Source organism: Actinacidiphila oryziradicis (genome assembly GCF_005047355.1).
Classification (GTDB): Bacteria; Actinomycetota; Actinomycetes; order Streptomycetales; family Streptomycetaceae; genus Actinacidiphila; species Actinacidiphila oryziradicis.
Genome location: NZ_SUMC01000030.1, coordinates 22,947 through 49,897, shown reverse-complemented (window position 1 = coordinate 49,897; position 26,951 = coordinate 22,947). Strand labels below are relative to the sequence as shown.

Here is a 26,951-nt window from a genome sequence, read left to right as displayed (position 1 = left end):
TGGGCTGGTGCGATGCCGCTCGGCGGCCCTGGGCGTTCGTAGCGCCGGGGGTCTTGCGGCGGGGTCTGCGATGAGCGGGCGGAGCCTCCGTTACTGGTCGGGGGCCTGCTCGTCGGCGTCCTCTCTGAGCGGGTCGTCGGGGGAGTTGGGCGCGGGGTAGAACTCGAAGTCGGGCTGGAAATCAGGGGCCTCTATGCCCAGACGCTCGGCGATCTCCGCGTACTCGCGCTCCGCCTCTGTCAGGCGGGCCTTCGCCGCCTGTTCGAGGTCGTGGGAGTTTCTCCATTCCTGGTCGGCTGCCTCGACGCGGAACGCGGCCTCCTGGAGCTCGTACTCGGGCTCGCCCTCGCTGGCGACGGCCTCGGTCATGAAGGGGAACAGCGGGACGCCGAGCGCCTTGGCGAGACCGATGACCTCGTCGTAGCGCACGGGCCGGGCGTTCCGTTCGATCTTGGCGACCTGCGTCTGGTGGAACTTGAAGCCGAGCCGGTTCATGCGCTCGGCGACATCGTCCTGAGAGAGCCGGGCGGCCTTCCGTAGGACGCGCAGGTTGTGGGCCACCAGGGCTTCACCGCTGAGCCGCCCACTAGGAGTCTCCATGGGATTCACTTTTTCAACCTCCTCTCGGTTGACACGGGACGATCTTCCGGCTTAACTAGACCTCACGCGACTGAAAAAGTCAACCGTAGAGAGGTTGGAGATGTGGGAACGCGAACACAATAGACGACAGAGCGCGGTGCGGCGCGGCCGGATTTACGTGATAGCAAGTCGAACCCAGGCGCCCGCACAAGGAGCCACCAACAGGAAGGAGACGCAGGCCCAACCGCCTGACACGTACCCGAGAAACGTGAGGCCCCCGGTGCTACGAACACCGAGGGCCGATCGGAAACCCTGCCACCGCCCATCCCAGGACAGTCAATAACGGCGAATCCGGGTAGTCCCCCGGAGCCGCCGAGTGAGGAATTTCCATGTCCCAACATAAGCCCACCGACCCCAGCGGCGCAGCCTCCCGGCCCGCCGCAGTCTGGCCCGCCGTCGCCATCCCCGGTCAGCCACGCCCTGCCCAGAACCCCGCTCCGTCCACAGCCTGTGGACCCGGCGACCAGGACGCTGAGGCGGCGCCCAGTGGGCTGTCCGGTGTCGACGCGCTGCCCGACGCCCCAGCGGGTGAGGGCGCCGAGCTGTTGTCGGCCCTGCGGACGGCGATCGCGAAGTTCGTGATCCTGCCGTCCGAGCAGGCACTGAACGCGGCCACCTTGTGGGTCGTGGCGACCCACCTCCAGCCCGCGTGGCAGCACGCCCCACGCCTGGCGGTGGTCGGCCCCGCCAAGCGGTGCGGCAAGTCCCGCCTGCTCGACGTGCTGACCGAGACCGTCCACCAGCCGGTGCTCACGGTCAACTCCACCCCGGCGGCGGTCTTCCGCTCGATCACCGCCGAGCCGCCCACTCTCCTGGTCGACGAGGCCGACACCATCTTCGGCACCCCGAAAATGGCCGAGAAGAACGAGGAGATGCGCGGTCTGCTCAACGCCGGGCACCAGCGCGGACGCTATGTGCTGCGCGTCGTCGGCAACGACCACACGCCCCACCGGTTCCACACCTTCGCCATGGCGGCCATCGCGGGCATCGGCGATCTCCCCGACACGATCATGGACAGGTCGGTCGTCATCCGCATGCGCCGCCGCGCCGACGGAGAGAGCGTCCAACCCTTCCGCTCCAAGCGCGACACCCCCGAACTGCACGAGATCCGCAACAAGCTCGCCGCCTGGACCGCGCCCCTTGCTGACGAGGCCCTCCGACTGGAGCCGCCCATGCCGGTCGAGGACCGCGCGGCCGACACCTGGGAGCCCCTGGTGATCGTCGCCGACCTCGCGGGCGGCCCCTGGCCCCGCCTGGCCCGCCAGGCGTGCGCGCGCATGGTCGCCTCCGAGGTACAGACCGAGGAGGACAACCCCAGCGGAGCGCGCATCCTCGCCGACATCCGCCGGATCTTCGCCAACAACGGCGACCCCGACAGCCTCACCACCGAGTACATCCGCCTCACCCTGAACGCCGACCCCGAAGCCCCGTGGGGCGAGTGGGGCCGCGACGGCCTGTCCCCGCGCGGCCTCGGGGCGATGCTGAGCGACTACGGCATCACCTCGGGCAACGTGCGCGTCCCCGGCGGCCAGCTCAAGGGCTACACCCGCAACAAGTTCGCCGACGCCTGGCGCCGGTACTGCCCCGCCGTCCACCCGCTCGGTGGCCCAGACACCATCACCGACTGACAGCCGCCGGTCCCGTCCCCGGTTGCCGTACCTGCCGTACGTGCCGTGAACCCGCAGGCCAGACCACCTACGGACGAGACGGCAACCAGGACCAAGACGGAACCAGCCACCACCGCCCACGCGCTGGCCGCCGAGCGCACCCACCGCGCCCGGCGGCCAGGCCCCAGCCAGACGGCAACCACATCCGTCTCGTGCCGTCTTGATCGTCCCTGCCGTAGGACAGCAGGTCGCAGCGCCCGCCTCCAGACGGCACAAGTCCCGGCCAGACGGCACAGCCGCTCCGCGCCCGCCGCTGCCGTGACCGCCCTGACCAGCGAATTCAACGGCCGAGACGGCAAATACCACCCACGCGGACATCCCCAAACACCACCAAGGACCACATCGCCATGCCCACCACCGCACCCCCCTCCGCGACGCCCGTTGGCCGAGTCACCCGCTGGGACCGCGCCGCCATCATCGCCCTCGGCGTGGCCGGGTTCGCGCTCTCGTACGACGCGCTGCGCCAGACTGCCGACGCGATCCACGTCCGGGAATCGCTGACCTTCGTCTACCCCCTGATCATCGACGGGTTCATCGCCTATGGCGTACGCGCCCTCCTCGTCCTGCACGACGCCCCCTGGTCCGCCCGCGCCTACGTATGGGCCCTGTTCTCCATCTCCACCGCCGCCAGCGTCTGGGCCAACGTCCTGCACGCCGTCCGACTCAACGAGCAGACTCCCGCCAGCACCAGCCTTCGGCTCGGCGACACCGCCGTCGGCACCCTGGCCATGCTCGCCCCGCTCGCCCTCGCCGGAGCCGTCCACCTGGGCATCCTCATCACCCGCCACACCGACAGCCGGCCGTCCAGCACAGCCAGCCGCCCGACCGCCACGGACCACTTTCCTTCCGCCGACACCGTCGAGCCTCCGACCCAGATCGCCACGCACGGTGAGGCAGAACCCCGGCTGTCAGCGGCGAACACCTCACACGCGAACAACGAGCCCATACCCTTCCCGGAGCAAGCGGCGGCAACCGGCGCCCCTGCCAACGGCATACGGCCGGTCACCGCGGTCCGCGCCAAACCGACCGGCCGCCCTCCGGGCGCGACCATGGACCAGCTCCTGGCCGTCGCCCGACCCGCCGTCGCCGATCGGGGCCTGACCCGCGCCGTGGTCGAGCAGGCCGTCCGCGCCGCGCACCTGCCGATGGCTGCCTACCGGTTCACCCAGCTCATGAACCACTTGCGCGACGAACAAACCGGACAGCGGCCCGACGACACTCGCGCCCACCCCGCCGTGGACTGACAGCCCGCCCTATCCGGATCACCGTCGTCCGCCCGCAGGCCCAGCCGTCGCGGGCGGACGGTCTTCCGCCACAGACATCCATCGGCGGAAATCCCCCACCGGACATCAGCCGACATCCGCCGCCACGGTCAGCAGCCCCACTACACCGCGTTCCCGGCCTCACCAAACCGCTGATCGCCCGGACCATGCCACCCGTGCGCCCCGGACAGTCCAGCCTTGACAGGAGACAATGCCATGAGGAAGAGGCCCCACCTCGACGACAGCAACGCCGAAGGCACGGAGCAGCCGTCGAAGTCCGTTGACCTGAAGGTTCTTTGGCGTCGGGCGTTCGGTAAGGGGGCTCCTGGCGGAGCCAGTAGTCCCCCCAGTCCGACTCGCGGCCGGACTGGGGGGTTCTCCGCCCCAGGGGTGGCGGAGGGGTCCCGGCGCGAGGGCGCGCCGGGCCAGAAGGTCGGGGCCGAGGTCGTCCCCGACCCGGACAAGCTCCATGCCGTCCAACGCGACACGCTCGCCGCCGTCCGCCCCAGCGAAAACGCCGCACCAGCCACAGTCGACGATGCGGCCAGCGAGCCTGCCGTTCAGAGCGTCCAGCCGGCGATCCGCCGCTTCACCGGTGCCAAGCGCACCGCGCGCGTCGGCCCCTTGAGGTTCACGCCCGGCGAGCGCGAGCGCCTGCAACCCAGCCGGCGATGTCGGTTTGATGTCATCTCCGGTGCCCGGGAACGTTCCCGACCACCGGAGCCTTGTCGTCGTGCCACCGTCACCGACAGAAAAGGTCTCCTGTGACGGACCCCGTCAAGACCGACCGCACCCGCCCGGTCATACGCGTCATCTCCAACCCGACGAGCTGAACGCCAGGGGCCTCTGGATCACTTGCCTGCGGTGCCGGGCTTGCCGTGACTGGCTCCTCCTCAACGTTCGCCACCAGGTCATTGTCCGCTTGCATTCGCTGCAAATGGCGCTGATCAGCTGATCCCCCGGCCGGCTGCTCAATCGGACCGGTGCATTAGCCCTCGACGCCGTGGTCTGCCCCGCTCTCAAGGTAAGCGGTTTCTGATCGCGCACGGGCCCCGATTGCCGCGTGGACTCGACGGGCCAGCCGAGGGATGAGCACTCCATCGATCTGATCGGCCTGATGGAACGTGAACTGGTCGATCTCCACCCCGTCCAGATGATCTGAGCTCGCTCGCCAGCTGGGAGGATGCCTCCGTCGAGGATGAACAGCAACTTGTCGCCCTCGGTCGGGTGGGGTGCCCAGTCCGCGACGAGGAGGAGGCCGATCGGCGGGGTGACGCCGATCTCCTCTTTGACCTCCCGTGCAGCGCCTTCGCTTGGGGTCTCGCCTGGGTGCAGGTAGCCGCCGGGGATCTCCCATCCCTGTTTGTACGTGGGCTTGACCAGGAGCACGCGCCCTGTCTCGTCGAAGAACAGCGCGCCGGCGGCGGTGCGGGGCTGGGCTACCGCTCGTGGGCTTCGGAGTCGCTCATGGCAACGACTGTAGTCGTCGCGGGAGGATCACCCGATGACGCGCATTCGCTGAGCCACGCCGGCCAGCAGGTGGCTCGGCTTGCCGCGCTGCTGCCGGCCCCAGGCGGTCACCAGGTGGCGGGAGATGAAGTGGTAGCGGACCTGCTCGGGCGCCAGTTCCTCCGCGTCCAGGACGAGGGCGAGGGCTTCGTCCGTGTGGTTCTGAGCACTGTACGCACGGGCCAGCTCGAGGGTGTGCCGGACACGGCGCTCCAAGGGCAGGGTGGAGGTGTCCACGCGTGGCCCCTGGTCGACGGCGATCTGAACGTCACCGAGTTCCATGGCAGTTGAGATGCGGTGGATAGCGACATGGTTTGGGCCGAACGCCGTCCAGATGTGGTTGGCGTCATGTTCGAGACGCTGGGCCGTCTGTTCGGCCTCTGCGAGGAACTCTTCCACCATGGCCCGGTCATCGATCCGGGCCGCGGCCATCGCTGTTGTCAGCGAGCGTCCGCCCGTCGGTGTCGGTAGCCACGGCGTCAACGAGTTCGCGCAGGTGGGAGAGGTCATCCGTGCCCACCGCGACGGTGGCGAGGCCCGGAAGGTGGTAGGCGGCACGGAAGGCGGCCTGTACCCGGGAGACCCCGCGTGCGTCTGGGAGGAGGGTGCGTGGATCGATCCGGTCCCAGACCGGATCGAAGGCGCTGCCGCCGAAGGGGCTCATGCCCCATACCCCGTCTTCGCCGAGGTCCCACGCCTCGCGCAGGGCGTCGGCGGCGTCGAGTGTCCCGATTCCGACCAACAGGCCGGCCCGGACCATGAGGACGTCCGGTCTCGGTGCGGTGTCGTGGACCAGGGTCGGCAGCGCCGTCGGGTTCCAGGACGCGACACCCGCGCGCCGCCGAACACCCCGTGATCGCCGGAGCGCCACCGAAGTGAGCCCCCGTGGCAGACTCGGCCGGGGCATGAGAAATGGAGGAAAGTGACGTGGGATCACCGGAGTTGCTCATCGTTCTGGACCGGGACGGCGGTACACCGCTGCAACAGCAGGTGTGCGACCAGGTCACTGCCCTGGTGCGGTCCAGTCAGCTGCGGCCGGGCGACACTGTGCCGGCGTCTCGCGAACTCGCCCAGCAGCTCGATGTGTCGAGGACCGTCATCACCCGCGCCTACGAACTACTGCGCGCCCACGGCATCCTCGCCGCCCGGCGCGGCTCCAGCACCAAGGTCGCGGGGCGGCGGGGCGACCCCACCGCCACGCCGCGCGCCTCCCGCGCGGCGTCCGCCACGCTCGCCCCGTAGCCGCCCAGGGCCACCGACGGCGGCAACGCGTTGTGGCAGCCATGGGAACCACCGCCCACCCACCACCCGGGCGCCGCGCTCGACTTCCGGCACGGCACCCCGGCGCTCGCGGAGTTCCCCGTCGCTCGCTGGCGGCAGTCCATGCATGACGCCTACGGCCGCGCCGACTTCGCAGCGCTCGGCTACGGCCCGGCCGAGGGCTCCCCGACCCTGCGTACGGAGATCGCCGCCCTGGTCCGGCAGAGTCGGGCCCTTGACGCGTCCCCCGACCACATCATGGTCACCGGCGGTGCCACCCAGGCCCTGGACATCCTCGTCCGGATGCTGGTCAGGCCGGGTGACGTGGTGGTGATCGAGGACCCCAGCCACACCGTGCTGCGACAGGTCTTCGGCTGCTCGCAGGCGGCCGTGGTGACTGTCCCCGTGGACGAGGAGGGGCTGCGGGTGGCCGACATCGACGCCTGTGTGCGGGCCCAGGGGCACAATCCGGGGCAGGTGAAGCTGGTGTACGTGACGCCGTCGCACCAGTTCCCGACCGGGTTCATCATGTCCGAGAGGCAGCGGCGTGGACTCCTTGAGTGGGCCTACGCGCACGGGGCGACGGTCCTGGAGGACGACTACCACAACGAGTTCACCTTCACCGCCGATCGGCTTCCCGCGCTGGCCGCCGAGCGACACCGGGACACCGTCGTCTACGTGGGCAGCTTCAGCAAGACGCTCTTCCCCGCGCTACGGATCGGCTACGCGGTGCTGCCGCCGCACCTCGAGCTCGGCGTTGTCCTTGCGCAACCGGGCATTCTCTTCCCGCAGTCGGCGCACGGTGGCGGTCACATCGGCCGCCCGCCGTGCCCGCGTCACCCAATTGACCAATGTGCCCTCGTTCACGCCCAGGTCACGGGCCACCTGGGCCATCGGTTTGCCCGTCTCCTGGACGATCCTCACCGCCCCCGCGCGGAACTCCGCATCATACTGCCGCCGCTTTTCAGGCAACTGACTCCCCTTAAGTCCCTCCCTTCACGATACGAGGGGATCCTCATCCTTGGATGGAGGCGAGGATGTCTTCGCCGAGGGACTCCAGGACGGCTGTGTTGAGGTGATGGAGTACTCCATTACGTGTGCGGACGGTTGCCACGAGGCCGGCGGCCCGGAGCTGGCTGAGTTGGCGTGAGACTTCGGAGGGTGTGCGGTCGAGGTATCGGGCGATGGCGTTGGTGGAAGCGGGCTGGCGTAGCAGTAGTCGGCAGATCGTCAGTCGGGTGATGTTGTTGAGGGATGCCAGCCGTGCGGAGACGTCTTCGACGGTGCTGAGAGTCTCAGCGCTTCGGTCGCGGGCTGGGTAGTGGATGAGTGAGGGACGTCCTGGTCCGTGTTTGACGACGAGGTGCGGGTGGCCGAGCACGGTTGGAATCAGAAGGATCGGCCCCGTGGTGGGGGCACTGGCTTCTGTGTAGAGCTTGTCGATTCGGATCACGTTCTTGCCCGGGCCGACGATCACGAGTGGTAGTGCTTGCACGGCTGCGAGCGGATCGTTGCGAAGCGCTCCTGTCATTGCGCTTGCTTCGCGGGTGACGATCCCGTGGATGGTGACCCATTCGCGCTCGAAGAGTCGGTGGTAGAAGTCGTCGAGAAACATGACGATTTCCTGTAGTAGCTGTTCTGGGTCGCGCAGCATTTGCGCAGCGAGGTTGTGGTGGCGGGCAGAGATTAGGGACATTTCGCCGAGGAGCCTCTGATCGTCGGGTCGCCTGCCGCCCTTGAGCGCACCGACATAAAGTGCGTCGGCGACCATGTCCTGGAACTCGGCGATGGGCAGTCGGCTGAGCGCTTCGAGGTTCCTGGTGATGCCCGCTCTTGGCGAGGATTTCCAGTTCAGCGGATACAAGAACTGTGCCCGGAACGCGTCCCACAACGGTGCCCAATTGAGCGTTTGCGCCAGCAGTGAACTGTATGACTTCTCGTGAGCGAGCGCGACCCAATGCCGGCTGCCCGGATGATGCCCGGGGGCGACCAGGACATGAAGTCCGGCACACATCTCCGCAAGCGGAGACACTGTGGCTCGAAACGGCGGCCCCGCGTCGGGTAGGCGCAGTCGGACGACCATTCGCCCTCCTTCTCACTGAGGTTTTCTCAACGGCGATCATCTGCGGCTGCGCCTCGCAGCCACCTGGCCCTGGGCCACCCACATCGCCGCAGCGATCACCCGGCTGCACGCCCTCGCACCTGGCTGACCAGCGGAAACCCATCCTACGACACGAAAGGAAACCACCAGGGCCCGTGGAACCCCGCGCACCCGGTGCGACAACCTGTCGGCAACGGCTGAATTGAATTTGGGACCGGTTCGAACGGTTCAATTGTGAGCCACCGCGGCCTCGGTCGTTCGTGTCACTCGTTGTCGGTGGCCGTGGGGACGCGGCCGATTTCGCGGCTCGCATGCGGTTGGACTCGCCCTTGAGGGAGTAGACCTCGGCGTGGTGGACGAGGCGATCGATCATCGCCCCAGCATCCCGCCTGTCCGGTTCACCGCCTACGAGATCGGCCGACTGATCGTCGCGTTCCGTCCCCAGCCGCCACACGACGAGCGCACCGCCCACGTCCTGCACTGGTCCGCCTGGCGCCGCCGCCACAAAGCCCACGCCCGTGCCTGCCACCGAGCCCATAACGCGGCCATCCGACCACCGCCACACGGCCAGACCGGAACTACAACCCCCTCAAGGATCTACAACTGAAGGGCTAGACAGTCCCACTGCACATAGCACACAGCTATCGCTATTTCAATATTTTAGCAAGTTTTTGTGAAAATAATTGTCACTGCGCTGCGCCAGCGTCCAGGCTAATCCTCATGTCACGTATCAATGTCGATGAGTACATCTCTCGAAGCTCAATCTGCAGGTATCACGTCGGGGTCATCCTCCTCATCAACCTGTGTTTTGTGGCTGACGGTTATGACCTCAACGTGTTCGGGGCAGTGTTGCCCGTGCTGACCCGGACCTGGCACATCAGCCATACGGAGGCTGGGCTGCTAGGCTCGGCCACCTTCTTTGGCATGCTCATCGGGGCGATGGTTGCCGGAACCGTTTCGGACCGTATCGGACGGAAGCCGTGCCTGATCGTGGGTGTGAGCCTGTTCTCGCTGGCCACGGTCGCGTCGGCCTTCTCTCCGGGGCCGGCCATGTTCGCCTTGTGCCGCGTTCTGGCCGGTGCGGGGATCGGGGGTCTGTTCGCGGTCGCTGCCGCACTGGCGCGGGAACTCGCGCCCAGGAGGTGGGCCTCGTCGTTCACGATTTGGATTATGTGCGGGGCGAACCTGGGCGGGGTGGTTGCCGTGCTGGTGGCTCGTCAGATCGTTGAGACGGCAGGCTGGCGTCCGGTCGTGTTCACCAGTGCCCTGTTCCTGGTCCTGATCCCCTTCCTCATGCTCTGGCTGCCGGAGTCGCCGAACATACAGGTCCGGAAGGGACTGGATCGCAAGGCGCTGCGTACACTGCAGCGTATTCCGAGCGAGCTCGGCCCGATCGATCCGGTCACCGATGAGCTCTACGTCCCGGAGACCGGCATCGCGAGGGCGCCTTTGGCGCAGGTGTTTACCAAGAGCCTCCGGGTGCGCACGATTCTTCTCGGCCTGATCTTCGCGTGCTGCCTCATTCCCTATTACGGCGTCCAGACCTGGCTGCCTTCGTTGCTTGTGGCCTCAGGCAGGTCGTTGACATCGAGCCTGACGATGACGGTCTGCCTCCTCATGGGCGGCCTCGTCGTCAACATCCTCAATGGTTGGATCGTCGCCCGGTTGGGCCTGACTCGAGTGTTCGTGGCCAACTACGTCCTGTCTGTGGCCGCGATCTTCGCCCTCGGCTTCGCCTCAGGATCATTCACCGTCGCGGTGCTCGCCTTCATCGCCGGAGGCGTCGTCGTCAACGCCTCCGTCACCGAGAACGCCTTCGCGGCAGGCGCCTATCCCACGGCGGTGCGGGGCGCCGGTCTGGGCTGGTGCTTGGGCATCGCACGCATCGGCGCCATGGCCGCCCCCTACATCGGCGGGGTTGTGCTGGACGCGCATATCGGCACGTTCCCCGCATATGTGGCGTACGCATTGCCCGGCGCGATCGCCGCCGTCGCCGCCGTCGCGGTCGTCATCAACATCCGCCGGCACGCGGACGCCCCAGATGTCCTCCCGCACGCAGACGCCCCGGCTATCCTCCGCGCGCCGTAACTGCTAGATCAGAACGGAACACCCCTGTGAGCCACACCATCACGCACGACACCCGTCCGCGCTGGCCGGACGGTGCCCGATGCGCGGTCTGGGTGAGCTTTGACGTCGACGGACCGACCGCAGTCACCGACGACAAACAACACGGCGTCCTGGACGACATCTCACTGTTCAACGACGCCGCCAACGGCATCTACCGTGGTCTTCCGGCGATCCTGCAGGCACTGACCGACTTCGAGGTGCCCAGCACGTTCTTTATCCCGTCCAAGAACGTCGAACAGTGGCCGACAGCCTTCGAAGCCGTCCGCGACGCCGGCCACGAGCTCGGTCAGCACGGATACCTCCACGAACTGTTCTCCTCCGAGAGCGTCGACCGGCAGCAAGAGATCCTCGCCCGCTCATTCGAGATCTTCGACCACTACCTCGGCGTGCGCACCAAGGCATTCCGCAGCCCTGGCGGCGACCCGACACCCGAAACCCCGAAGCTGCTACTCGAGGCCGGCTTCGAGTACACCAGCATCATGCGCGGCGACGACCGACCCGCCACCTGGTTGATCGACGGCGCCACCACAGACCTCGTCGAGATCTGCGCCCACTGGGAGCTCGACGACTACCACCAGTTCATCTACGCGGATTCTCCGCAGCTGCCACCGAGCCTGGACCGCATCTCCAGCATCAGGGGCACCCATGACAACTGGCGTCGCGAGTTCGACGGCTACTACCGATACGGGCTCACCTACACACTCATGTTGCACCCGGAGATCTCTGGGCGGCCCGCCAACCTGAGAGCGCTGCGCGAGCTGCTGGCCTACATGCGCAGCAAACCTGATGTCTGGTTCGCCACCGGCTCGCAAATCGCCAACTGGTGGCGCACCTCCGGCCAGAGCGCCGAGAACATGATCGAGGTGACCGCATGACCGAAGCAGAGCCCACGCTCACCTGGCCCGCCGGACACACCAGCGGGTTCGCCTTGACCATCGACGTGCACGCCGAATGGTTCTGGATCGATCGCTACCCCGAAGCGGTACGACTGCCCAAGACCCTGTCCATCGGCCATTACGGCGTTCTACGCGGCGTGCCCCGACTCCTGGAGGTACTCGCACAGACCAGCACCCGAGCCACCTGGTTCGTGCCGCCGACTGTCGCATCCCGCTACCGCAGCGTCGTTGAAGACATCACCGCCGAGGGACACCAAGTCGCGGTCCTGCTGACCGGAATCGACATCGACGCTGCCACGCGCAACACAGTCGATCAGATCAATAAGGCGCTCGACACCGTCGCAGAAGCCGCTGGCAGCCGGCCGTCCGGTGCCCGAATTGCCGGGTCACGGATCACCGACGCGTGGGTTCCCTTGCTGGTCGGCGCGGGAGTGACGTGGACGTCCACGATCCCTGCCGGCAATGCACCCTCGCTCTGGACCGACGCGTCCGGCTCCATACCGATGCTTGACATCCCGTACAACTGGGAGCTGACGGACTACACCTACCTGGCCTTCAACATGCCCCCGGCCACCTACCCGCCGGGCCGATCGCGCATCGCCCCGTACGAGACCGTGCTGCGCAACTGGGAAGACGTGCTCGTCGCCAACCGCGGACTGGGGAATCTCGTCGTGCCCCGCTTCGAAGCCTCCGTCATCGGCAAACCGGGCCGCATCAGCATGCTCGAAGAGCTCCTGGAGCTAGCCCGGTCCGAGGAGCTGACCTGGCTGGCCACCCTCCCCGAGATCGCCGCGTGGGCCACCGACACCAACCAAGCAGACCGATGGCTGGACCAGTCCCGCCATCGGTGGGCCGCATCAACCACACACCACAGCTAGGAAACAACCACACACCATGACCGTTACCCTCAACGACCGCCCCCGCAACACCGCCGAGTTCTACAAGCTCGGAGCCACCCCCGTCTACGCCAGCCGCGTCGACCAGCGGTTCTCCTACACCCTGTACTCACCCAAAAACCGGCGTCCCGATGTGCCTCTGTCCCTCACCGTCGTCATCCACGGGACCGATCGCACGAACTCCGACTACTGCAACGCGTTCGCGGAGTTCGCCGAGGAGAACAACTCCCTGATCCTGGCCCCGCTGTTCCCTGGCGGCATCATCGAACCCGGAGACCTGCACAACTACAAGTTCATCGAATACCACGGCATCCGCTACGACGAGATCCTCCTGGCCATCATTGACGAGGTCGCCGAGTCCTACGACGTGACCACCGACCGCTTCCTCCTCTTCGGGTTCTCCGGAGGCGGCCAATTCGCGCATCGCTTCTTCCTCCTCCACCCCGACCGACTCACCGCCGTCTCCGTCGGGGCACCCGGACGCATCACCCAGATCGACGACACGCGACCCTGGTGGCTGGGCACCAGCGACATCCAGGACAAGTTCGGCATCCAACTCAACCTGGACCAGCTCCGCTCCGTCGCCGTCCAGATCGTCGTCGGAGAAAACGACACCGAAACCTGGGAGATCAACAACCCCGACGACACCAACTGGCTCGACGGCGCCGGCGCGGCAGGCAAGACACGGATCGAACGAGCCAACACGCTCGCCGCGAACTTCACCGCCCACGGCATCAACGCCCGCGTTGACCTGGTCCCGGGAGCAGCCCACGAGGTCACAAAGATCTTCCCCGCCGCACGTCGCTTCTTCGAAACCGTCATCGGTCGACCGCAGGCTGCGCGGTAGCCAGGAGAGGGACACATGATGAACGTCGACACGCTCGTCGCAGGCGGGACGATTGTGACCGCCGACGCGACCTACTGCGCCGACATCGGCGTCCGCGACGGCCGGATCTGCTGGATCGGCGACGGTGGCAACGCCACCAACATCTCGGCAGGACACCGCATCGACGCCGCCGGGCATCTCGTAATCCCCGGCGGTGTCGACCCGCACGTGCATCTCGAGGCGAGCAGCCAGGGCCAGCGGACGGCCGATGACTTCAGGTCCGGCACGGAGGCCGCGGCTCTGGGCGGCACGACCACCGTCATCGACTTCGCCTACCAGCAGCCGCAGCTGTCCCTAGCCGAGTCGGTACAGACGCGTCGAGCACTCGCCGAGGGTGCTGCCCTCACCGATTTCGGCTTCCATCTCGTCCTGAACGACATCAGCGAGAGCCACCTCGAGGAACTCCGGGACGTCGTCGCCGACGGCATCTGCACGTTCAAGATCTATTTGGCCTATCCTCGCCGCGGGCTGATGGCCGACGACGCGACCCTGTTCCGCGCTCTGGACTTCTCCCGACGCCTCGGTGCCCTGTGCCTCGTTCACGCCGAGAACGGCGTCGTCAACGACGTCCTGGTCGATCGGGCGATCGCGGCCGGCCGAACCGGCCCCAACCAGCATGAACTGACCCGGCCCGCGATCAGCGAGACCGAAGGTACGTACCGCTCCCTGGCCCTCGCCCGGCTAGCCGGTGCGCCGGTCTACTTCGTGCACGTTTCGTCCGCAGACTCGCTCACCGAGATCCTGCGCGCGCGCGAGCGCGGACAAGTCGCAGTCGGGGAGACCTGCATCCATTACCTCATGATCGATCGGACGAGGTACGAACTCCCCGGATTCGAGCCGGCCAAGTACGTGATGAATCCGCCGTTGCGCCAGTCGAGCGACGTGTCGGCACTGTGGCACGCCCTCCGGCTCGGACAGCTACAGGTGGTCTCGACCGATCACTGCCCGTTCGACTTCCACGGGCAAAAGGACGTCGGCATCGACAACTTCTCCCTGATCCCGAACGGCGTGCCCGGTATCCGCCACCGGATCGAGTTGCTCTACAGCGAGGGGGTGGCGCGCCATCGACTCGGGCTGAACCAGTGGGTGTCACTCGTCTCCACTGGACCCGCACGCCTCATGGGCCTCGCCGAGAAGGGCCGGATCAACGTCGGCGCCGACGCCGACCTCGTGGTGTTCGACCCCGCGACGCAGTGGACCATCACGCAGGCCGGACACCATATGGACGTCGATTACAGTGCATACGAAGGGTACAAGGTGACCGGCCGGGTCGTCCACGTCCTACGGCGCGGCGAGTTGATCGTCCGCGACGGCATGCTCGTTCCCGGCGTCGCGGCCGGCCGATTCGTCCCCCGGTCCGACCCGGTGGCGATGTGACCAGACCGCGCTGCAACCACCCCATGCAAGTGGCTCTGTTTGGCCTCAGCGCCCAGGTGCTGGTTGGCGCTGACCCCTATGCCGGTGAAGCTCAGCCTGTGAGCAGGCGGAACCTCGTCGGCTCCCACCAAACGCAGAGCATGCCGACGAAGCTCATCGGCATGCTCCGGCTGAAGCCGCTCGATCAGGGCGTCAGCTCGGGGTAGTGGTCGTAACCGACGCTCATAACGACAGGATAACCCTCGACGCGCAACGGGCGGCTTGTCTTCTGCATGACGCAGTTCCGCATGATCCGCAAGCTGGATGTACAGCAGCGAAGTACAGCAACCAGCCCGGCCAGCAGCGACCGTCAACAACCCCCGCACTGCCTCTCACCCGCGTAGATGACCTCAGCAACCGCCGTGCCCGTGATTCGGGACGAAGAGGCCGTGGGTTCAAATCCCGCCACCCCGACTTCGTAAGTGCAGGTCAGGGCCTTGATCCACTTGTTGGATCGGGGCCCTGAGTGCTTCCCGAGGCCTCTTGGGAGAAAACGGGGAGAAGATCTTGGTCGAGCTCCCTCGCTGGGCGCGTGCCCCAAAGCGACACGGTGGGCGTACCAGGACGGTCATGTCTGATCGGTTCCCGGCAACGGAATCCTCGTGCGACACGTGACAGCAAGAATACGGTGGGACACGACCCTGGTTCCCGTGCTCGTCCGCGGCGAACATCTGGATGTCCACCTGACTGGAAGTTAGGATCACGGCACATGGCTGGTCTTCCCACAACGAGCTCTCGTGACCACGCCCGTGCGCGCGTTCTGGCTCAGCGCGTACGCACGCTGCGGGAGGCGCGGGGATGGACGCGTGCGCAGCTGGCGAAGGAAGCCGGCATTCATGCCAGAACGCTCGTGCGGGTGGAGAGCGAGGGAGCTATCCAGCCAGGCTTCTTCACCATTGGAGCGCTCGCCGAGGCTCTCGATGTATCGCTCGACGATCTGTTCCGGCAGTCCGAGCCGGCCACCCCGGGCCTGTGGTCTGCCGGATACGAGGGACGTGACATCGACTCGTTCGTCGCCTCGCTCCTGGATAGCCAGATCGAGGTCGTGGCCGATGTACGGCTCACGCCGATCAGCCGGAAGCCAGGCTTCAGCAAGACGCGGCTCGGGCTGGCCCTAGCCGAGGTTGGTATCGAGTACACCCACCTGCGTGGGCTGGGGAATCCCAAAGATAATCGCGCTCCGTTCTGGGACGGTCGCCTCGTCGCAGGCCGAGCCCGCTTCCGTAGCGTGCTGCGTTCCGATGAGGGCCAGTCGGACCTCGACCGTCTCGCCGAGCACGCCAGGCAGTCGCGGGTCGCGGTGCTGTGCTTCGAAAAGGACGAAGAGCGCTGCCACCGGCAGGTGGTCCTGGAGACGATCCACAAGCGGACCGCAGCGCCCGTGAGGCCGCTGGCCTGACTCCGTCGCCGAACCAGCAGGCCCTCTTGCCTGAACCCCGATGCTCCCCTCCAATCTGATCAGGGGCGATCGGCAAAGGGGGCGATGTGGCAGGAACGTGGCAACGGGCACGGATCATGATCACCGTCAAGACGTATCCAGAGCTGTCGACGAAGTACCACGAGACGAGCTGCGTGGCCGGCATACGCCTGGACCTTGGGGCGCCAAGGCACGTACGCCTCTTTCCGGTTCCGTTCCGGCTTCTGCAAGAGGCCAACCAGTTCGCGAAGTACTCGATCATCGAAGTCGACGTCCAACCGCACAACCGGGACAGGCGGCCTGAAAGCGTCCGTCCGAACCTCGACACCTTGCACGTCGTCGCTCGGATACCGTCCTCCGACGGGTGGAAGCAGCGGTACGCGCACATAGAGCCGCTCGTCGCGCCATCACTGTGACCCATCAAAAGGGACCAGGAGGCGCACGGGACCTCCTTGGGCATCTTCCGCCCCGCCGAGGTCACCGGGTTTCGGCTGGCGTCGGCCGAGCCCTGGCCGACATCCAAGGCCGCGCTGGCCGACCAGCTGGATATGTTCGACCAGGATCTCAGCCGTCTTGAGTGGGTACCGCTCGAATTCCGCTACAGCTTCCGCTGCGCGGACAAGGAATGCCCTGGCCACGCCATGGGGCTCAAGGACTGGGAAGCGGGCGAGTCGTACCGCAAGTTCCTGCGCAAGTACGGTGAGCGCGCCGTCCAGGACAAGCTGCGGGAACGCTGGTTCGACCGGATGTTCACCCCCGACCGGGCCGTTCACTGCTTCGTCGGCAACATCTCCGCACACCCCAAGACCTTCATGCTGCTAGGGCTGTTCTATCCGCAACGCAAGGTGGTCGAGTACATCCAGGAGGACCTGTTCCCCCTATGAAGTCGGCGCCCGGCAATGTGTACCGGGCGCCGTTGAGCATTCCTCTCGTCTCTACGGGCGGGCGCGGAGCAGGGCGTCGAGGACCCTGACCGAGGAACGCGGGTGGATTGCGTGGCGAGCCGCGAGCGCCGCTTCCCACTGCTCGGTCAGGCCGATCATGAGGCGCCTGCGCATGCCCGGGGTGACGTGGGCGTAGCGGGCTGAGACCGAGCCGTCGATGTGGCCCATGCGCTCGTCCATGAGGACCTTCTCGGTGCCCAGCTCCTCCGTGTGCGTACGGTGGGAGTGCCGCAGTCCGTGTGGGGTGAGGCCCTTCGCGATCGGGAGCCAACAGGCATCCGCCCGCCCCTGCGAGTTCCTGCCTCGGACGGGAACGCCGGGCCACGGCTCCCCGAGCAGGGGCACCGGTCGAGCTTCTTGCGGGGCCTTCTTCGGGTACCAGCCGGAGGCGGCCGGCGTGAACACCCACGTGGCGAACCCGTTGCGCCTCCAATGCGCGTTCGGCTTCAGCGTCAACCGGCCGCGTACGAACCCGAGTTCCGCAACAGCCGATTCGACACGGACGCGCGTGGCGTCAGTGACCCGCTCCGGGTGGTTGAGGACGTTCGACACGGTACCCGGAGACACCCGCGCGCCGTGCGACGTCCACGAGCTTCGCACCGGGGTTTCCCCCTCGGACCGTGCCCTGGCCATGGAAGACGTACGCCTTCCCGTGGCATGGGCAGGGTTTGGTCTTGGTGCGGGCGATGTGCTCGGAGACCAGGTCCGACAGCCACGGCGGCGCGTCGATCGTGCGGTAGCTGTCGTCCTTGGGAGGGCAGCGCAGCATCTCTCCGGAGTCGAGTTCGTACAGCTGCCACTCGACGCGGACGGAGTCAGGACGGACGGACGCAAGCGCTGAGGGCAGCCGTAAACGCAACCTTTGCGCACATCTCCGGTGGCCCCGGACTGGGATTGTTCACCCACGTGGCCCTGTACCAGACGGAGATTGCGGTACGCGCCATCCTCGGCGAGCCGGGACCCGACGCGCACTACCGCGCTCTGCCCCAGGTGACCTTCACCGACCCCGAAGTCGGTTCCGTGGGCCTGAGTGAGCACGCCGCCCGGGAGCAGGGTCTGCGCGTACAAACCGGCACTACCCAGCTTCCCTCCTCCACCTGCGGCTGGATCCACAAGGCAGGCAACGAGGGCCTGATCGAACTGGTCGAGGAAGCCGACCGCGGCGTGCTGGTCGGCGCTACCTCCATCGGGCCGGTCGGCGGCGAGGTCCTCTACGGCCTCGCGGTCGCGATCCAGGCCGAGGTGCCCATCGAGCGGCAGCGGCACATGATCTACGCGTACCCGACCTTCCACCGGGCAGTGAAAGCTGCTCTCACCGACCTACGCAGAGCCTGATCCCGCCGCGAGCCACTCTGCCAGCGGCAACAACCAAGGAGCTAGAGACCATGCATGCGCCAGTACGCCTGATTGTTTTCGACGTCAACGAGACCCTGAGCGACCTCTCCCCGTTGCGCGGCCGGTTCGAGGCGGTGGGCGCGCCCGGCCACCTGCTGGCGACCTGGTTCGCCGGTGTGCTGCGTGACGGACTGGCGCTGACCGCAGCCGGCGCCTACGCGGACTTCCGGGACGTAGCCGAGGCCGGGCTGCGCGGCCTGCTGCCCGGCCTGGACGGCTGGAACGGCGACCTCGACCACGCGGTGACCCGCATCCTGGACGGCTTCAACAACCTGGACGTACACCCCGACGTCCCCCACGGCGTCGAGCAATTGCATGCCGCCGGTCTGCGCCTGGCCACCTTGACCAACGGCGCCACCGCCACCACCGAGCGCCTGCTGGCCCGAGCCGGACTCCTCGAACACTTCGAGGCTCTGCTGGACGTGAGTACCGTACGGGCGTGGAAGCCGGCGGCAGCGGCCTACCGCTACGCCACCGACCAGTTGACCGCCGACCCCGCCGAGACCCTGCTGGTTGCCGTCCATCCCTGGGACATCGACGGAGCACGCCGCGCAGGCCTGCAGGCAGCATGGCTGCAACGTGGCGCACCCCCCTACCCGCGGGTGATGACCGCACCCACTCACACTGCGCACGACCTGCGGGAGCTGGCCGAAGTTCTCACCCGGTCACGGTGAACTCACCATCTGCCGGGTGCCCGCGGGTGTCAGATCAGTCTCTGTATCCTTGCGGGGACGCGGCCGGGCTCGGCTGCATCCCTCGCTGCCGAGGTGGGGCGCGGAACGGGGGAAGAGGGCAAGGACAACTGACGCACACAGATCGGAATGCCGGTTGATACGGCATGCCGATCCCCCCGCAAGGGGCAAAGCAGCTCGGATCCAGCCCAGTTGGTCGGAGTGCATCTTCATCAGTTTGATCACCCGCTACGCCCGCGCTCCGGGCAATTGTCAAGACCTGTGGATGGGAGCCGCACCGACCCAGCGGTGATAAGCGTCTACGTCGACGTTGCTGCCGCACACGATGATGACTACGTGTCGGCCGGCGAAGCGGTCACGGTCTTCGAGGATCGCCGCGATGCCGAGCGCGGCCGACGGTTCGACGACGAGGCCAGCGCGGTCGAGGAGCATCCTCATACCGGCGGTGATCGACGCCTCCTGAACCAGGACGGCGTCATCAGCGACCAGGAGGAGGTCGTCCAGGACGGCCTGGATGGGACGCCGGCCGGCGACGCCGTCAGCGATGGTGTTGGTCGAGTCGGTGGTGACGACACGCCGTTGGCGCCACGAGTGTGTCAGCGCCGGTGCGCCCAGCGGCTGGACGCAGATCACCTCGACTTCGGGCGCCCAGGCCTTCACCACATGACCCACACCGGTGGCCAGCGCCCCGCCGCCGAGAGCAATCAGGACGGCGTCGAACGACGGCACGGTGTCCACCAGTTCCAGGCCGATGGTCGCCGCGCCCTCGCAGGTCTCGATGTCCAGGCTGTCTTCGACCAGCCGGATGCCGTCGTACCGCGCGATGGCCGCCGCCCGCTCGCGAGCCATCTCGTGGTCGCCGTCCACCAGCTCCAACCTGGCGTCCAACGCGCGGATGCGATCAAGCTTGGCCACAGTCGCAAAGCGGGATGCCACGACGGTCACGTCGAGCCCCCGGCCGCGACCGGACCAAGCGAGGGCTTGGCCAAGGTTGCCCGCGCTGGCGCACACCACGGCTGGCGAGCCATTGTCGGCGAGCAGGCTCGCGACTACCTCGGTGCCGCGGGCCTTAAAGCTGCGGACCGGGTTCGCCGTTTCGAGCTTGATGCTCACCGTGCACCCGAGGTCGCGCTCCAGCGCCTCGCAGCGGTACAGCGGAGTGTCGAGAAAAATCGGGTCGATTACCCGGCGGGCCGCCCGGATCCGAGCAGTGTCGAGGCGCGTCTCCTGCACGACACAGCAGCGTAGTGCCGTCGGCGCTGTTGCATCGTGTAATTGTCAATTCCTGCTGGTCTGTTGAGGTGGGACAATTGTGGTTCCTGTCGGGGCCCAGACCCGCGGGTCAATCGGGCGCATCAGCGGGCAGACCGTGGCTGCCCGATTTCGCGGACAAGCGTATAGCCCCCTGATCGTGCTCGAGCCCAGACCGGAGAGGACACCGCTCAAAGCCCCTAAACCGGCCTTGTGCGTAGGTCCCCGGGTCCGACAGGGTGATCCCATGAGCTATGCCAACAAGGTCAACTTCGATGAGAAGCTCAGCGCCTTCTCCGAGCACTGGTCGCCGAAGGTTGTCGGAAGGCTGAACGACTACGAGATCAAGGTCGTCAAGATCCTCGGTGAGTTCGTTTGGCACACCCACGAGGACACCGACGAGGTCTTCATCGTCTTGGGCGGTAAGCTCACCATTCAACTTCGAGACCGAGACGTCGTGCTCGGACCCCGTGAGATGTTCACTGTCCCGCGCGGAGTCGAGCACTGTCCCAAGGCAGATGAAGAGGTCAGTGCCCTGCTCATCGAGCCTCGTGGAGTGGTCAACACGGGTGACGCCGCGGGTCCTCTCACAGCTGTGTTTGAGTCCTTGATCGACTAAGAACGATCCGGGCGGTCAAGTCCCGGGCCGTCTCTGGGCCGTCCGAGGCGAACCGAGGCTGACCAGCGATGACAGATACCGCAGACATCGGCCCAGGTCAGAAGTCGGGTGTGCCGCGGGGTCGCAGGTGGGAAACCCGACCGTGAAGAACCAGGGCAAGAAGACGGGCCTTGACTCGCCCATTGAGACTCCGCCGGCCGCGCGCACAGCGCCCCGGAAGGGAGAGCTACAGCCAGGCCGACCCGTCTGTCTCCGGAATCCAGTTCCCCTGCTCGAGCTCGTTTGGGATGATCATCTGATGGGTGAATACAACAGATCCGAACCTCCACGGGTGGCTGACGAGCGCATATCGCTGACCCGCTTCCTGGACTACCAGCGCCAGACGCTGGCCATGAAGTGCTCGGGACTGACCGCCGAACAGCTCAGGGAGAAGGCCGTTCCGCCTTCCGCCATGTCCCTGCTCGGGCTGGTTCGTCACCTCGCGGATGTCGAGCGGTCTTGGTTCCAGAACGTGATCAACGGTGAGCACATCCGGAGCTACTGGGGGCGGATGTCCGACGGGGCGTTCGCCGAATTCGACGTCGATGAGGCCGACCCGGGTCAGGCGTTCAACGTCTGGCACGAGGCATGCGCCCGATCCCGCGACATCGCGGATGCTGCCGAATCCCTCGACGTTGTCGGGCACTACGGCGATGAGAAGTTCTCACTCCGCTACGTCCTCACCCACATGATCGAGGAGTACGCGCGGCATAACGGCCATGCCGACCTTCTCCGCGAGCGCATCGACGGAGTCACCGGAGAGTAGGCAGGCAAGGCCCCGAATCGCAGCCTTCAAGCGAGTGTTTCAGAGAAGCGAAGTGAGGCGTGAGGATTGGCAACACCCCCGCTCGGGCCGTCTGTGGGCCGTGCGTGGGTGCTAAGCGATGAACAAACGACGACAACCGCCGTCGGCGCAGTCGCAGGTCGGGCGGCCGCAGGACGGCACGGGAGCCGCCCCGCCGAAGGCGGGCGGGCCTGCGCCCGGCACGATGGCCGCATGAATGACCGCGAGGAACCGCCGGCGGCGGTCGACACCCATGCACTGCTCACCTTGGCTGAGGGTCACCACGACCGGAACGCACGGGCATTGGGCATCCACGAGGCCAGCGGCCACCTGGTGAAGGTGTACGGCCTGCAGGCACCGGGGCGCACGCTGACCGATCAGGACACAGAAACGGCGCTGCAGATTGCTGCCGCCTATCTGGAGCTCGGACGCGTCCGCGGGTCGCTCGGGCTCGCCGTGCTGATCCTGCACGCGGGTGGCGACGGCGACTACCTCCTGGTCCACACCTGGATTGAGGGGCACATGTCCGACCTGGCGATCTTCACCAGCCCGGCCGGGCGGCCCGACCAACTCCGGCCGGGCCGCACCGGTCTGGCCCCCTGCGTGTGGGAGGCCGCCCTCTTGGCCCACGAGCGCGACGCGTTCTCCCGGCACGTTTTGGACGGCACCGGGCCGGTCCCGGATCGGCTGGCCGCATGGGGCGCAGACGCTCTGGAGGGAAGCGTGCGATGAACGCCCCCACCGTGCGGCATCCGCGACCTGCCTAACATCGCCGAACTGGCCGCCGAACACGCCCGCGCCGAACACAAGCCCGCGGCCTGGCACGATGCCAAGCGGCCTTCGGAGCCGTGTGCCCTGGGACCACTTTGGGACCACACGCCATGCGCGCAGGCGAACTCCTCGGCATCACGGACGGCGGCAAGCCGCCGCTGCTGGCCATCGGAGAAGCCAAGTGGAACGACACCATGGGCATCGCCCACATCGAACGCCTCCAGCACATCCGCGACCTCATCACCCAGGCCGGACGCTACGACACCACCCACACTCAGCTCATCTGCTTCAGCGGGGCAGGCTTCAACGACAAGGCCCGCATCACCGCCGACACCACCCCTGGCATCCGGCTGATCGATCTGGCAGCCCTGTACGGCCAGGCGTAACGCCAGCGCTGAGCATGCTGTTGCCTTGATGTTGATCAGCCTGGGCGAGAATGTCATGATCCGGGCCTTAAAGAGCTGGAATCAGTCGAATACGCGCGCAGGTAGAGCGGTTCGCAGCTCTGGCCGGTGACGATGGGCCTGGCATGGCACGCCTCCGACCGGACAGAGGAGGACGAATGGGCAAACAGGTCAAGTGCGGGTCGACCAACACCAAGACCGGGAAGCGGTGCCAGAATCCGGCGATGATCGGTTACTCCCGCTGTCAGTTGCACCGGGGCGAGTGGACCCCGCCACAGAAGAAGACCAAGAAGCGCTAGCCGCAAGCTGTGGGCGGTTCTCCGACGAGGAGTTCGGGGCCTGGTGACGACTCTCAGGCCCTTCCCCTCCTCATGGAGCTATGCGCCTCGACGACGGGCTGTGGGTCGGGGCGATGTTCCATATGTCTTCTTCCAGCGGGCTCGGTGCTGTTGGTCGCCCTGGCCGGAGCCGTTGATGTTGATCAGGGATTGCAGCGAGGCTCCGTTGTTCCATAGGCCGAGGTGGTCGCGGTGGATGGCGAGGATGTCGTTGTGTACGCAGAGATCCTCGGACTGGCGGCTGAAGCGGGTGGTGGTGACGAAAACGGCCAGGTCTGCTCCGAAGTGGGCTTTGGAGCCGAGGAGGTCGCGGACCTCGCGGGGAGCGATGGTGCTGCGTGGTGTGTAGCGCTTGCATTGGATGATCATCGTGCGGCCGTCGGGAAGGCGTCCGGTGACGTCAGCCCCGTTGTCCCCGGCTCCGCCCACCCTGCGGATGTCGGTGCAGCCGTCCCGGCGGCACAGGGCGGCGACCAGCTCCTCGAATTCGGTGCCGGACATCTTGTCCACCTCGGTAAGGGTCCGGTGGCCGGCCTGTATCGCGTCCTGCTGTCGCCACTGCCGGTCCCGGCCGCGCACCCGCCTATCGGTACGCCACAGCCACCAGCTTCCGGTACCGAGGCCGCCGAGTACGCCGGCCCCAAGCAGGTACGGCCAGATGGCCGACCAGAATGCCACCGTCACGAGCAACAGCAGCGCGCCCCCACCAAGAAGGATCACGCTGCCGCGCTTGCGGGCAGCTGATCGGCGCCCTCGCTTCTTGACCATGGCTTCCCCCTCCGTGGACTCCCTGCCGAGGAGTGTGGACAGCAACGTGGCCGCCGGGTAGACCGTCTCTTGGCCAATGGCCTGAATCCAGCCGATAACCTGGGTGAACGGAGCGGGTCTTGTCTCAGCGGCGGAGACCGCGAGGCCGACCGCTACATGTGCGTCGAACTCCTTGCCGAAGCCCGAAAGTCGCCGCGAAGCGGTACCCGCTGTTCCTGGAGTCGTACTCCCGGCACGGCATCGAGATTGACCTGCGGCACCTGCCCGGTGAGTCCGCCAGGCTGGCGGACTCACCGTGGGATGCGGGGGAGCGGAGTCGTTCCTACAACCGGCACGCCACGGCAGTGATCGACGATGTGATCGAGCACCAGTTGAAACGGGGTATCGCCCGCGACAACGTCAGACACCTCAGCGTCTTCGGCTTCGCTCGGCTGCCGTTGCTGGTTTATCTCGGCTCGCGCCTCGATGACACCGTGCCCACCGAAATCCATCAGCGCCAGCGCCATGACGAGTCCTGGTGCTGGCAGGACGCGGCTTCAGTCGTTGACTTCGCAACCCACCTCGACCATGCGGCACCACAGGCTGACAGAGAGGGAGGTGGCAATCAATCGGCAGGACGCACTCACCGGTGCCCGCAACCTGATCATCGACCTGCCAGACGACATCCGACAGGAAGCGTTCCACACCGCCAGTAGCTTCATGCTCGGAGAGCGGAAAGGCAGTCATCTCGACGACGAGCTGACCGGGACTCCCCACCGACTCAGCTCATTCAAGATCTCCATGGGATCGACCTCGCTTCGTGGACCCGCGTTGCTCCTGGCCGCAGCGTCAGCCACCACCCCCGAGGAGCACGCCTGGGCGCGCGACCAAGCAATCATCCTGCTACGCAGCGAGGACGCCGCCGACGTGCATGCTGCCGCGCAGGTGCTGAGCTACCTGCCGCAGGAAGCAACTGACGCGGTCGACGCCAACCTCCTCGCAGCCCACCCCCACAACAGCGTCCGACAGGCCAGCGCAGTGCTATGCCTGCGGCACCCGACCCGCTATCGAAGCACCACCATGCAACTGGCCACGGACAAGGACTTTCGAGTACGGCGAACACTCGCACAGGCAGCAGCCCAGGCGGACGATTCCGAACCAACCGCAGCGGTACTCGACCTTCTCGCCCACGACCGTCGCCACAGTGTCCGCGCAGCGGCTCACTCCTGTACCTAAGCCTTGATCCACCGATGCGTGCTCGGTGGGCTTGGACTTCGCGATCTTCTTGATCTGCCGGCGCTCGGGCAGGGGAAGGTTCTGGGGCGAGCCGTCTGAGTTCAGCGATCTTTGCCACGTTCATATACGCGGACGCGGCGTCGGTTGGGCACGCTGCCAGGTCACCACTGATCCCGGACTGCCACCAACTGGGCGAGCAGAGACTCCGTCCACCCGGGGGAGGCCTACGCGCGCCTCCCCCGGTGAGCCCCCGGCTCCCGGCGGTCCGGGAGCGGCCTTCGGCGCGCTGCGCCTGCCGATCCTTCCGGTGCCGCCGGTACCGCTCGGGGTTCAGATCAGGCGGCGCTGCCCGACTTGCGGCGCCGGACGATGAACATCGCACCCGCGCCGAGCACCACGGCCGCGCCGCCGGAAAGGGCGATCGTCGGGAGCGACGAGGAGGCGCCGGTCTCGGCGAGGCTGCCGGTCGCCGGCAGGTCGGTGATGCCGCCCTGGGGCTTCTTGCCGACGGGGGCGGGGGCGCTGGTGCCGGTGGCGTCACCCGGGTTGCCGGCGCTCTTGCCGGGCGCGAGCACCTTGAAGTCGTACTCGCTGTAAGCCGTGTGGTCGCACTTGGCGTCGTCGGTGTAGCCGCCGAGGCCGATGGCGAAGCCGTCGCCGACCGGAGCCTTGGCATCCAGGCTCAGCCGCATCTTGATGTCGACTGTGGCGTGCGGGCCGAGGTCGGTCGCGCCGAAGAAGACGCCGGTGCCGACCAGGTCCTCCATGCTCTGCCAGGTCTTGGAAGCCGGGTCGAAGAACTGCAGGTGGGCGTAGGTGCCCAGCCAGTCCTTCGGATTGTCGCTGTTGCTGTCGTTGTCCACGGCGCTGAGCCAGTTGACGGTGCCCAGCGACTTGTCCGAGGTGTTGGACGCAGACATCTGGAAGGTGTGCCAGCCACTGCCCGCAGCGATCTTGCTGGGCAGGCCGGTGACGCTGAGGGTCAGCGCGGAAGAGGTATCGCTGCCGTCGTCCGTCGGGCACGGCGTGGTCGGCGTGGCCGTCGTGGTCGGGGTGGCCGTCGTGGTCGGCGTGTCGGTCGCCGTTGGGATGTCCGTGGCAGTGGGCGTGTCGGTCGCCGTCGGCGTGTCGGTCGCTGTCGGGGTGTCGGTCGCCGTTGCGGTGTCCGTCGCCGTGGCCGTGTCGCCGGCCGTGTCCGTCGGGGGGGCGCTAACCGTGGCGGTGGCAGTCGCGTTCGGGTCCGCGTGCGCGGCCGTCGCCGAGAGCAGCGCGGCCGGCACCAGGGCAGCGGTCGCGGCGGCTGCGGCGAATGTGCGACGAAGTCTCATGAAGGAGTTCCTTGGGAGGACAGAGGAGTGGTGACGCACCTGTGTGACTCCTGTGCCGCACGCACAGTTGTGCGCCCCTAGGCCAAGACTTCGTAAAGGGCCTGGGGGTGACTTTGCCACAAGGCTGTGAAGTTCGGAATTCGGCGAGCGGGTCGGTGACGACATCTCGCCACCCGTCACGGTGGTTACCCCAGGGGGCTGCCGATAAATAACTACTCGGGTTGGGAGTGGAGCAGGGGGCGCCCGGCGTACGTGGCGATGCTGGCCGAGGAGAGGAAGCTCTACCCTTGAGACAGCACTGCGTCGGCACGCGGGCTACGCGGACTT

The 26,951-nt window shown here is 66.9% G+C and carries 30 protein-coding genes and 2 pseudogenes; 23 read left to right on the top strand and 9 right to left on the bottom strand.

Translation table 11 applies throughout. The annotated features are described in order from the left end of the window. Positions 1 to 90: 90 nt before the first annotated feature. Positions 91 to 600 (bottom strand): helix-turn-helix domain-containing protein, encoded by a 510-nt coding sequence (locus tag FCI23_RS27715; RefSeq protein WP_136726669.1) that lies wholly within the window; start codon positions 598 to 600, stop codon positions 91 to 93. Positions 601 to 968: 368 nt separating this feature from the next. Between FCI23_RS27715 and FCI23_RS27710 the strand changes: the two genes are divergently transcribed. The 3 genes from FCI23_RS27710 to FCI23_RS56710 all read left to right on the top strand — a co-directional run bounded on the left by FCI23_RS27710 (position 969) and on the right by FCI23_RS56710 (position 4,336). Next, complete coding sequence (locus tag FCI23_RS27710; protein ID WP_136726668.1) at positions 969 to 2,267, top strand: DUF3631 domain-containing protein; 1,299 nt, start codon at positions 969 to 971, stop codon at positions 2,265 to 2,267. A 386-nt stretch (positions 2,268 to 2,653) separates the two neighbouring features. Continuing rightward, positions 2,654 to 3,550, top strand: coding sequence for a DUF2637 domain-containing protein (locus FCI23_RS27705; RefSeq protein ID WP_136726667.1), 897 nt, complete (start codon positions 2,654 to 2,656; stop codon positions 3,548 to 3,550). A 408-nt stretch (positions 3,551 to 3,958) separates the two neighbouring features. Further along, positions 3,959 to 4,336, top strand: a complete 378-nt coding sequence (locus FCI23_RS56710; protein ID WP_169316961.1) for a hypothetical protein — start codon at positions 3,959 to 3,961, stop codon at positions 4,334 to 4,336. A 537-nt stretch (positions 4,337 to 4,873) separates the two neighbouring features. Here FCI23_RS56710 and FCI23_RS63150 read toward each other — a convergent pair. From FCI23_RS63150 to FCI23_RS27685, 3 genes and pseudogenes are all read right to left on the bottom strand, one after another. Beyond that, positions 4,874 to 4,957: pseudogene (locus tag FCI23_RS63150) on the bottom strand (NUDIX hydrolase); the annotation flags it as partial. Between the two features lie 108 nt (positions 4,958 to 5,065). Further along, positions 5,066 to 5,479, bottom strand: coding sequence for a hypothetical protein (locus tag FCI23_RS27690; protein ID WP_211265494.1), 414 nt, complete (start codon positions 5,477 to 5,479; stop codon positions 5,066 to 5,068). A 7-nt stretch (positions 5,480 to 5,486) separates the two neighbouring features. After that, on the bottom strand, positions 5,487 to 5,948 hold the full coding sequence (locus FCI23_RS27685) for an aldo-keto reductase family protein (protein WP_136726665.1): 462 nt from the start codon (positions 5,946 to 5,948) through the stop codon (positions 5,487 to 5,489). 56 nt (positions 5,949 to 6,004) lie between these two features. Here FCI23_RS27685 and FCI23_RS58380 point away from each other — a divergent pair, with 56 nt between their 5' ends. Together FCI23_RS58380 and FCI23_RS60155 are read left to right on the top strand one after the other, a co-directional pair. Further along, on the top strand, positions 6,005 to 6,319 hold the full coding sequence (locus tag FCI23_RS58380) for a GntR family transcriptional regulator (protein ID WP_211265493.1): 315 nt from the start codon (positions 6,005 to 6,007) through the stop codon (positions 6,317 to 6,319). 30 nt (positions 6,320 to 6,349) lie between these two features. Beyond that, positions 6,350 to 7,411 (top strand): aminotransferase-like domain-containing protein, encoded by a 1,062-nt coding sequence (locus FCI23_RS60155; RefSeq protein WP_211265492.1) that lies wholly within the window; start codon positions 6,350 to 6,352, stop codon positions 7,409 to 7,411. Here FCI23_RS60155 and FCI23_RS27675 read toward each other — a convergent pair. Continuing rightward, positions 7,353 to 8,420 carry an ArsR/SmtB family transcription factor gene (locus tag FCI23_RS27675; RefSeq protein WP_136726664.1) on the bottom strand — a complete coding sequence of 356 codons (1,068 nt, stop codon included), beginning with the start codon at positions 8,418 to 8,420 and terminating at the stop codon, positions 7,353 to 7,355. The two genes, FCI23_RS60155 and FCI23_RS27675, sit on opposite strands and share 59 nt — an antisense overlap. A gap of 367 nt (positions 8,421 to 8,787) precedes the next feature. Between FCI23_RS27675 and FCI23_RS27665 the strand changes: the two genes are divergently transcribed. From FCI23_RS27665 to FCI23_RS63140, 9 genes are all read left to right on the top strand, one after another. Further along, the gene (locus FCI23_RS27665) at positions 8,788 to 9,045 is read left to right on the top strand and encodes a hypothetical protein (RefSeq protein WP_211265491.1); all 258 of its coding nucleotides are present in this window, start codon (positions 8,788 to 8,790) and stop codon (positions 9,043 to 9,045) included. A gap of 113 nt (positions 9,046 to 9,158) precedes the next feature. After that, positions 9,159 to 10,526, top strand: a complete 1,368-nt coding sequence (locus FCI23_RS27660; RefSeq protein ID WP_136726663.1) for an MFS transporter — start codon at positions 9,159 to 9,161, stop codon at positions 10,524 to 10,526. Between the two features lie 26 nt (positions 10,527 to 10,552). After that, the gene (locus FCI23_RS27655) at positions 10,553 to 11,440 is read left to right on the top strand and encodes a polysaccharide deacetylase family protein (RefSeq protein WP_136726662.1); all 888 of its coding nucleotides are present in this window, start codon (positions 10,553 to 10,555) and stop codon (positions 11,438 to 11,440) included. Continuing rightward, entirely contained in the window at positions 11,437 to 12,339 is a 903-nt protein-coding gene (locus tag FCI23_RS27650; RefSeq protein ID WP_136726661.1) for a polysaccharide deacetylase family protein, read from the top strand. Before FCI23_RS27655 ends, FCI23_RS27650 begins: the two co-directional genes overlap by 4 nt. Positions 12,340 to 12,355: 16 nt before the next feature. Next, entirely contained in the window at positions 12,356 to 13,204 is an 849-nt protein-coding gene (locus FCI23_RS27645) for an alpha/beta hydrolase (protein ID WP_136726660.1), read from the top strand. 15 nt (positions 13,205 to 13,219) lie between these two features. After that, the gene (gene hydA / locus FCI23_RS27640; RefSeq protein WP_136726659.1) at positions 13,220 to 14,620 is read left to right on the top strand and encodes a dihydropyrimidinase; all 1,401 of its coding nucleotides are present in this window, start codon (positions 13,220 to 13,222) and stop codon (positions 14,618 to 14,620) included. A gap of 748 nt (positions 14,621 to 15,368) precedes the next feature. After that, the gene (locus tag FCI23_RS27635) at positions 15,369 to 16,058 is read left to right on the top strand and encodes a DUF488 family protein, N3 subclade (protein WP_136726658.1); all 690 of its coding nucleotides are present in this window, start codon (positions 15,369 to 15,371) and stop codon (positions 16,056 to 16,058) included. Between the two features lie 86 nt (positions 16,059 to 16,144). After that, positions 16,145 to 16,492 carry a hypothetical protein gene (locus FCI23_RS63145; RefSeq protein ID WP_322973901.1) on the top strand — a complete coding sequence of 116 codons (348 nt, stop codon included), beginning with the start codon at positions 16,145 to 16,147 and terminating at the stop codon, positions 16,490 to 16,492. A gap of 36 nt (positions 16,493 to 16,528) precedes the next feature. Then, complete coding sequence (locus FCI23_RS63140; RefSeq protein ID WP_322973900.1) at positions 16,529 to 16,960, top strand: hypothetical protein; 432 nt, start codon at positions 16,529 to 16,531, stop codon at positions 16,958 to 16,960. A gap of 51 nt (positions 16,961 to 17,011) precedes the next feature. On the opposite strand, the pseudogene FCI23_RS27625 reads toward FCI23_RS63140, so the two are convergent. Further along, positions 17,012 to 17,843 (bottom strand): annotated as a pseudogene (locus tag FCI23_RS27625) (LacI family DNA-binding transcriptional regulator); the annotation flags it as partial. 83 nt (positions 17,844 to 17,926) lie between these two features. On the opposite strand from FCI23_RS27625, the gene FCI23_RS27620 reads away from it, so the two are divergent. Then, entirely contained in the window at positions 17,927 to 18,355 is a 429-nt protein-coding gene (locus FCI23_RS27620; RefSeq protein ID WP_246144076.1) for a hypothetical protein, read from the top strand. A gap of 50 nt (positions 18,356 to 18,405) precedes the next feature. Next, complete coding sequence (locus tag FCI23_RS27615; protein WP_136726657.1) at positions 18,406 to 19,089, top strand: haloacid dehalogenase type II; 684 nt, start codon at positions 18,406 to 18,408, stop codon at positions 19,087 to 19,089. 270 nt (positions 19,090 to 19,359) lie between these two features. On the opposite strand, the gene FCI23_RS27610 is transcribed toward FCI23_RS27615, so the two are convergent. Further along, positions 19,360 to 20,340 carry a threonine ammonia-lyase gene (locus tag FCI23_RS27610; protein WP_136726656.1) on the bottom strand — a complete coding sequence of 327 codons (981 nt, stop codon included), beginning with the start codon at positions 20,338 to 20,340 and terminating at the stop codon, positions 19,360 to 19,362. 265 nt (positions 20,341 to 20,605) lie between these two features. Between FCI23_RS27610 and FCI23_RS27605 the strand changes: the two genes are divergently transcribed. The 5 genes from FCI23_RS27605 (at position 20,606) to FCI23_RS56705 (ending at position 23,274) form a co-directional block, all read left to right on the top strand. Continuing rightward, positions 20,606 to 20,977 (top strand): cupin domain-containing protein, encoded by a 372-nt coding sequence (locus FCI23_RS27605; RefSeq protein WP_136726655.1) that lies wholly within the window; start codon positions 20,606 to 20,608, stop codon positions 20,975 to 20,977. 331 nt (positions 20,978 to 21,308) lie between these two features. After that, positions 21,309 to 21,782: a DinB family protein gene (locus FCI23_RS27600; protein WP_322973899.1), complete on the top strand. Its 474-nt coding sequence runs from the start codon at positions 21,309 to 21,311 to the stop codon at positions 21,780 to 21,782. Positions 21,783 to 22,013: 231 nt separating this feature from the next. Next, complete coding sequence (locus FCI23_RS27595) at positions 22,014 to 22,532, top strand: hypothetical protein (RefSeq protein ID WP_136726653.1); 519 nt, start codon at positions 22,014 to 22,016, stop codon at positions 22,530 to 22,532. Positions 22,533 to 22,681: 149 nt separating this feature from the next. Continuing rightward, the gene (locus tag FCI23_RS27590; RefSeq protein ID WP_246144071.1) at positions 22,682 to 22,957 is read left to right on the top strand and encodes a hypothetical protein; all 276 of its coding nucleotides are present in this window, start codon (positions 22,682 to 22,684) and stop codon (positions 22,955 to 22,957) included. 176 nt (positions 22,958 to 23,133) lie between these two features. Further along, on the top strand, positions 23,134 to 23,274 hold the full coding sequence (locus FCI23_RS56705) for a hypothetical protein (protein WP_169316960.1): 141 nt from the start codon (positions 23,134 to 23,136) through the stop codon (positions 23,272 to 23,274). Between the two features lie 78 nt (positions 23,275 to 23,352). Here FCI23_RS56705 and FCI23_RS27585 read toward each other — a convergent pair whose 3' ends face one another. After that, positions 23,353 to 24,081: a restriction endonuclease gene (locus FCI23_RS27585; protein WP_136726652.1), complete on the bottom strand. Its 729-nt coding sequence runs from the start codon at positions 24,079 to 24,081 to the stop codon at positions 23,353 to 23,355. 158 nt (positions 24,082 to 24,239) lie between these two features. On the opposite strand from FCI23_RS27585, the gene FCI23_RS63135 reads away from it, so the two are divergent. Then, positions 24,240 to 24,776, top strand: coding sequence for an SAVED domain-containing protein (locus FCI23_RS63135; RefSeq protein WP_322973904.1), 537 nt, complete (start codon positions 24,240 to 24,242; stop codon positions 24,774 to 24,776). After that, a complete protein-coding gene (locus FCI23_RS27575; RefSeq protein ID WP_169316959.1) occupies positions 24,679 to 25,296 on the top strand; it encodes a HEAT repeat domain-containing protein in 618 nt (205 codons plus the stop codon). Before FCI23_RS63135 ends, FCI23_RS27575 begins: the two co-directional genes overlap by 98 nt. Positions 25,297 to 25,631: 335 nt before the next feature. Here the strand turns inward: FCI23_RS27575 and FCI23_RS27570 are convergent, their stop codons facing one another. Next, entirely contained in the window at positions 25,632 to 26,624 is a 993-nt protein-coding gene (locus tag FCI23_RS27570) for an LAETG motif-containing sortase-dependent surface protein (protein WP_136726649.1), read from the bottom strand. Between the last annotated feature and the right edge of the window lie 327 nt (positions 26,625 to 26,951).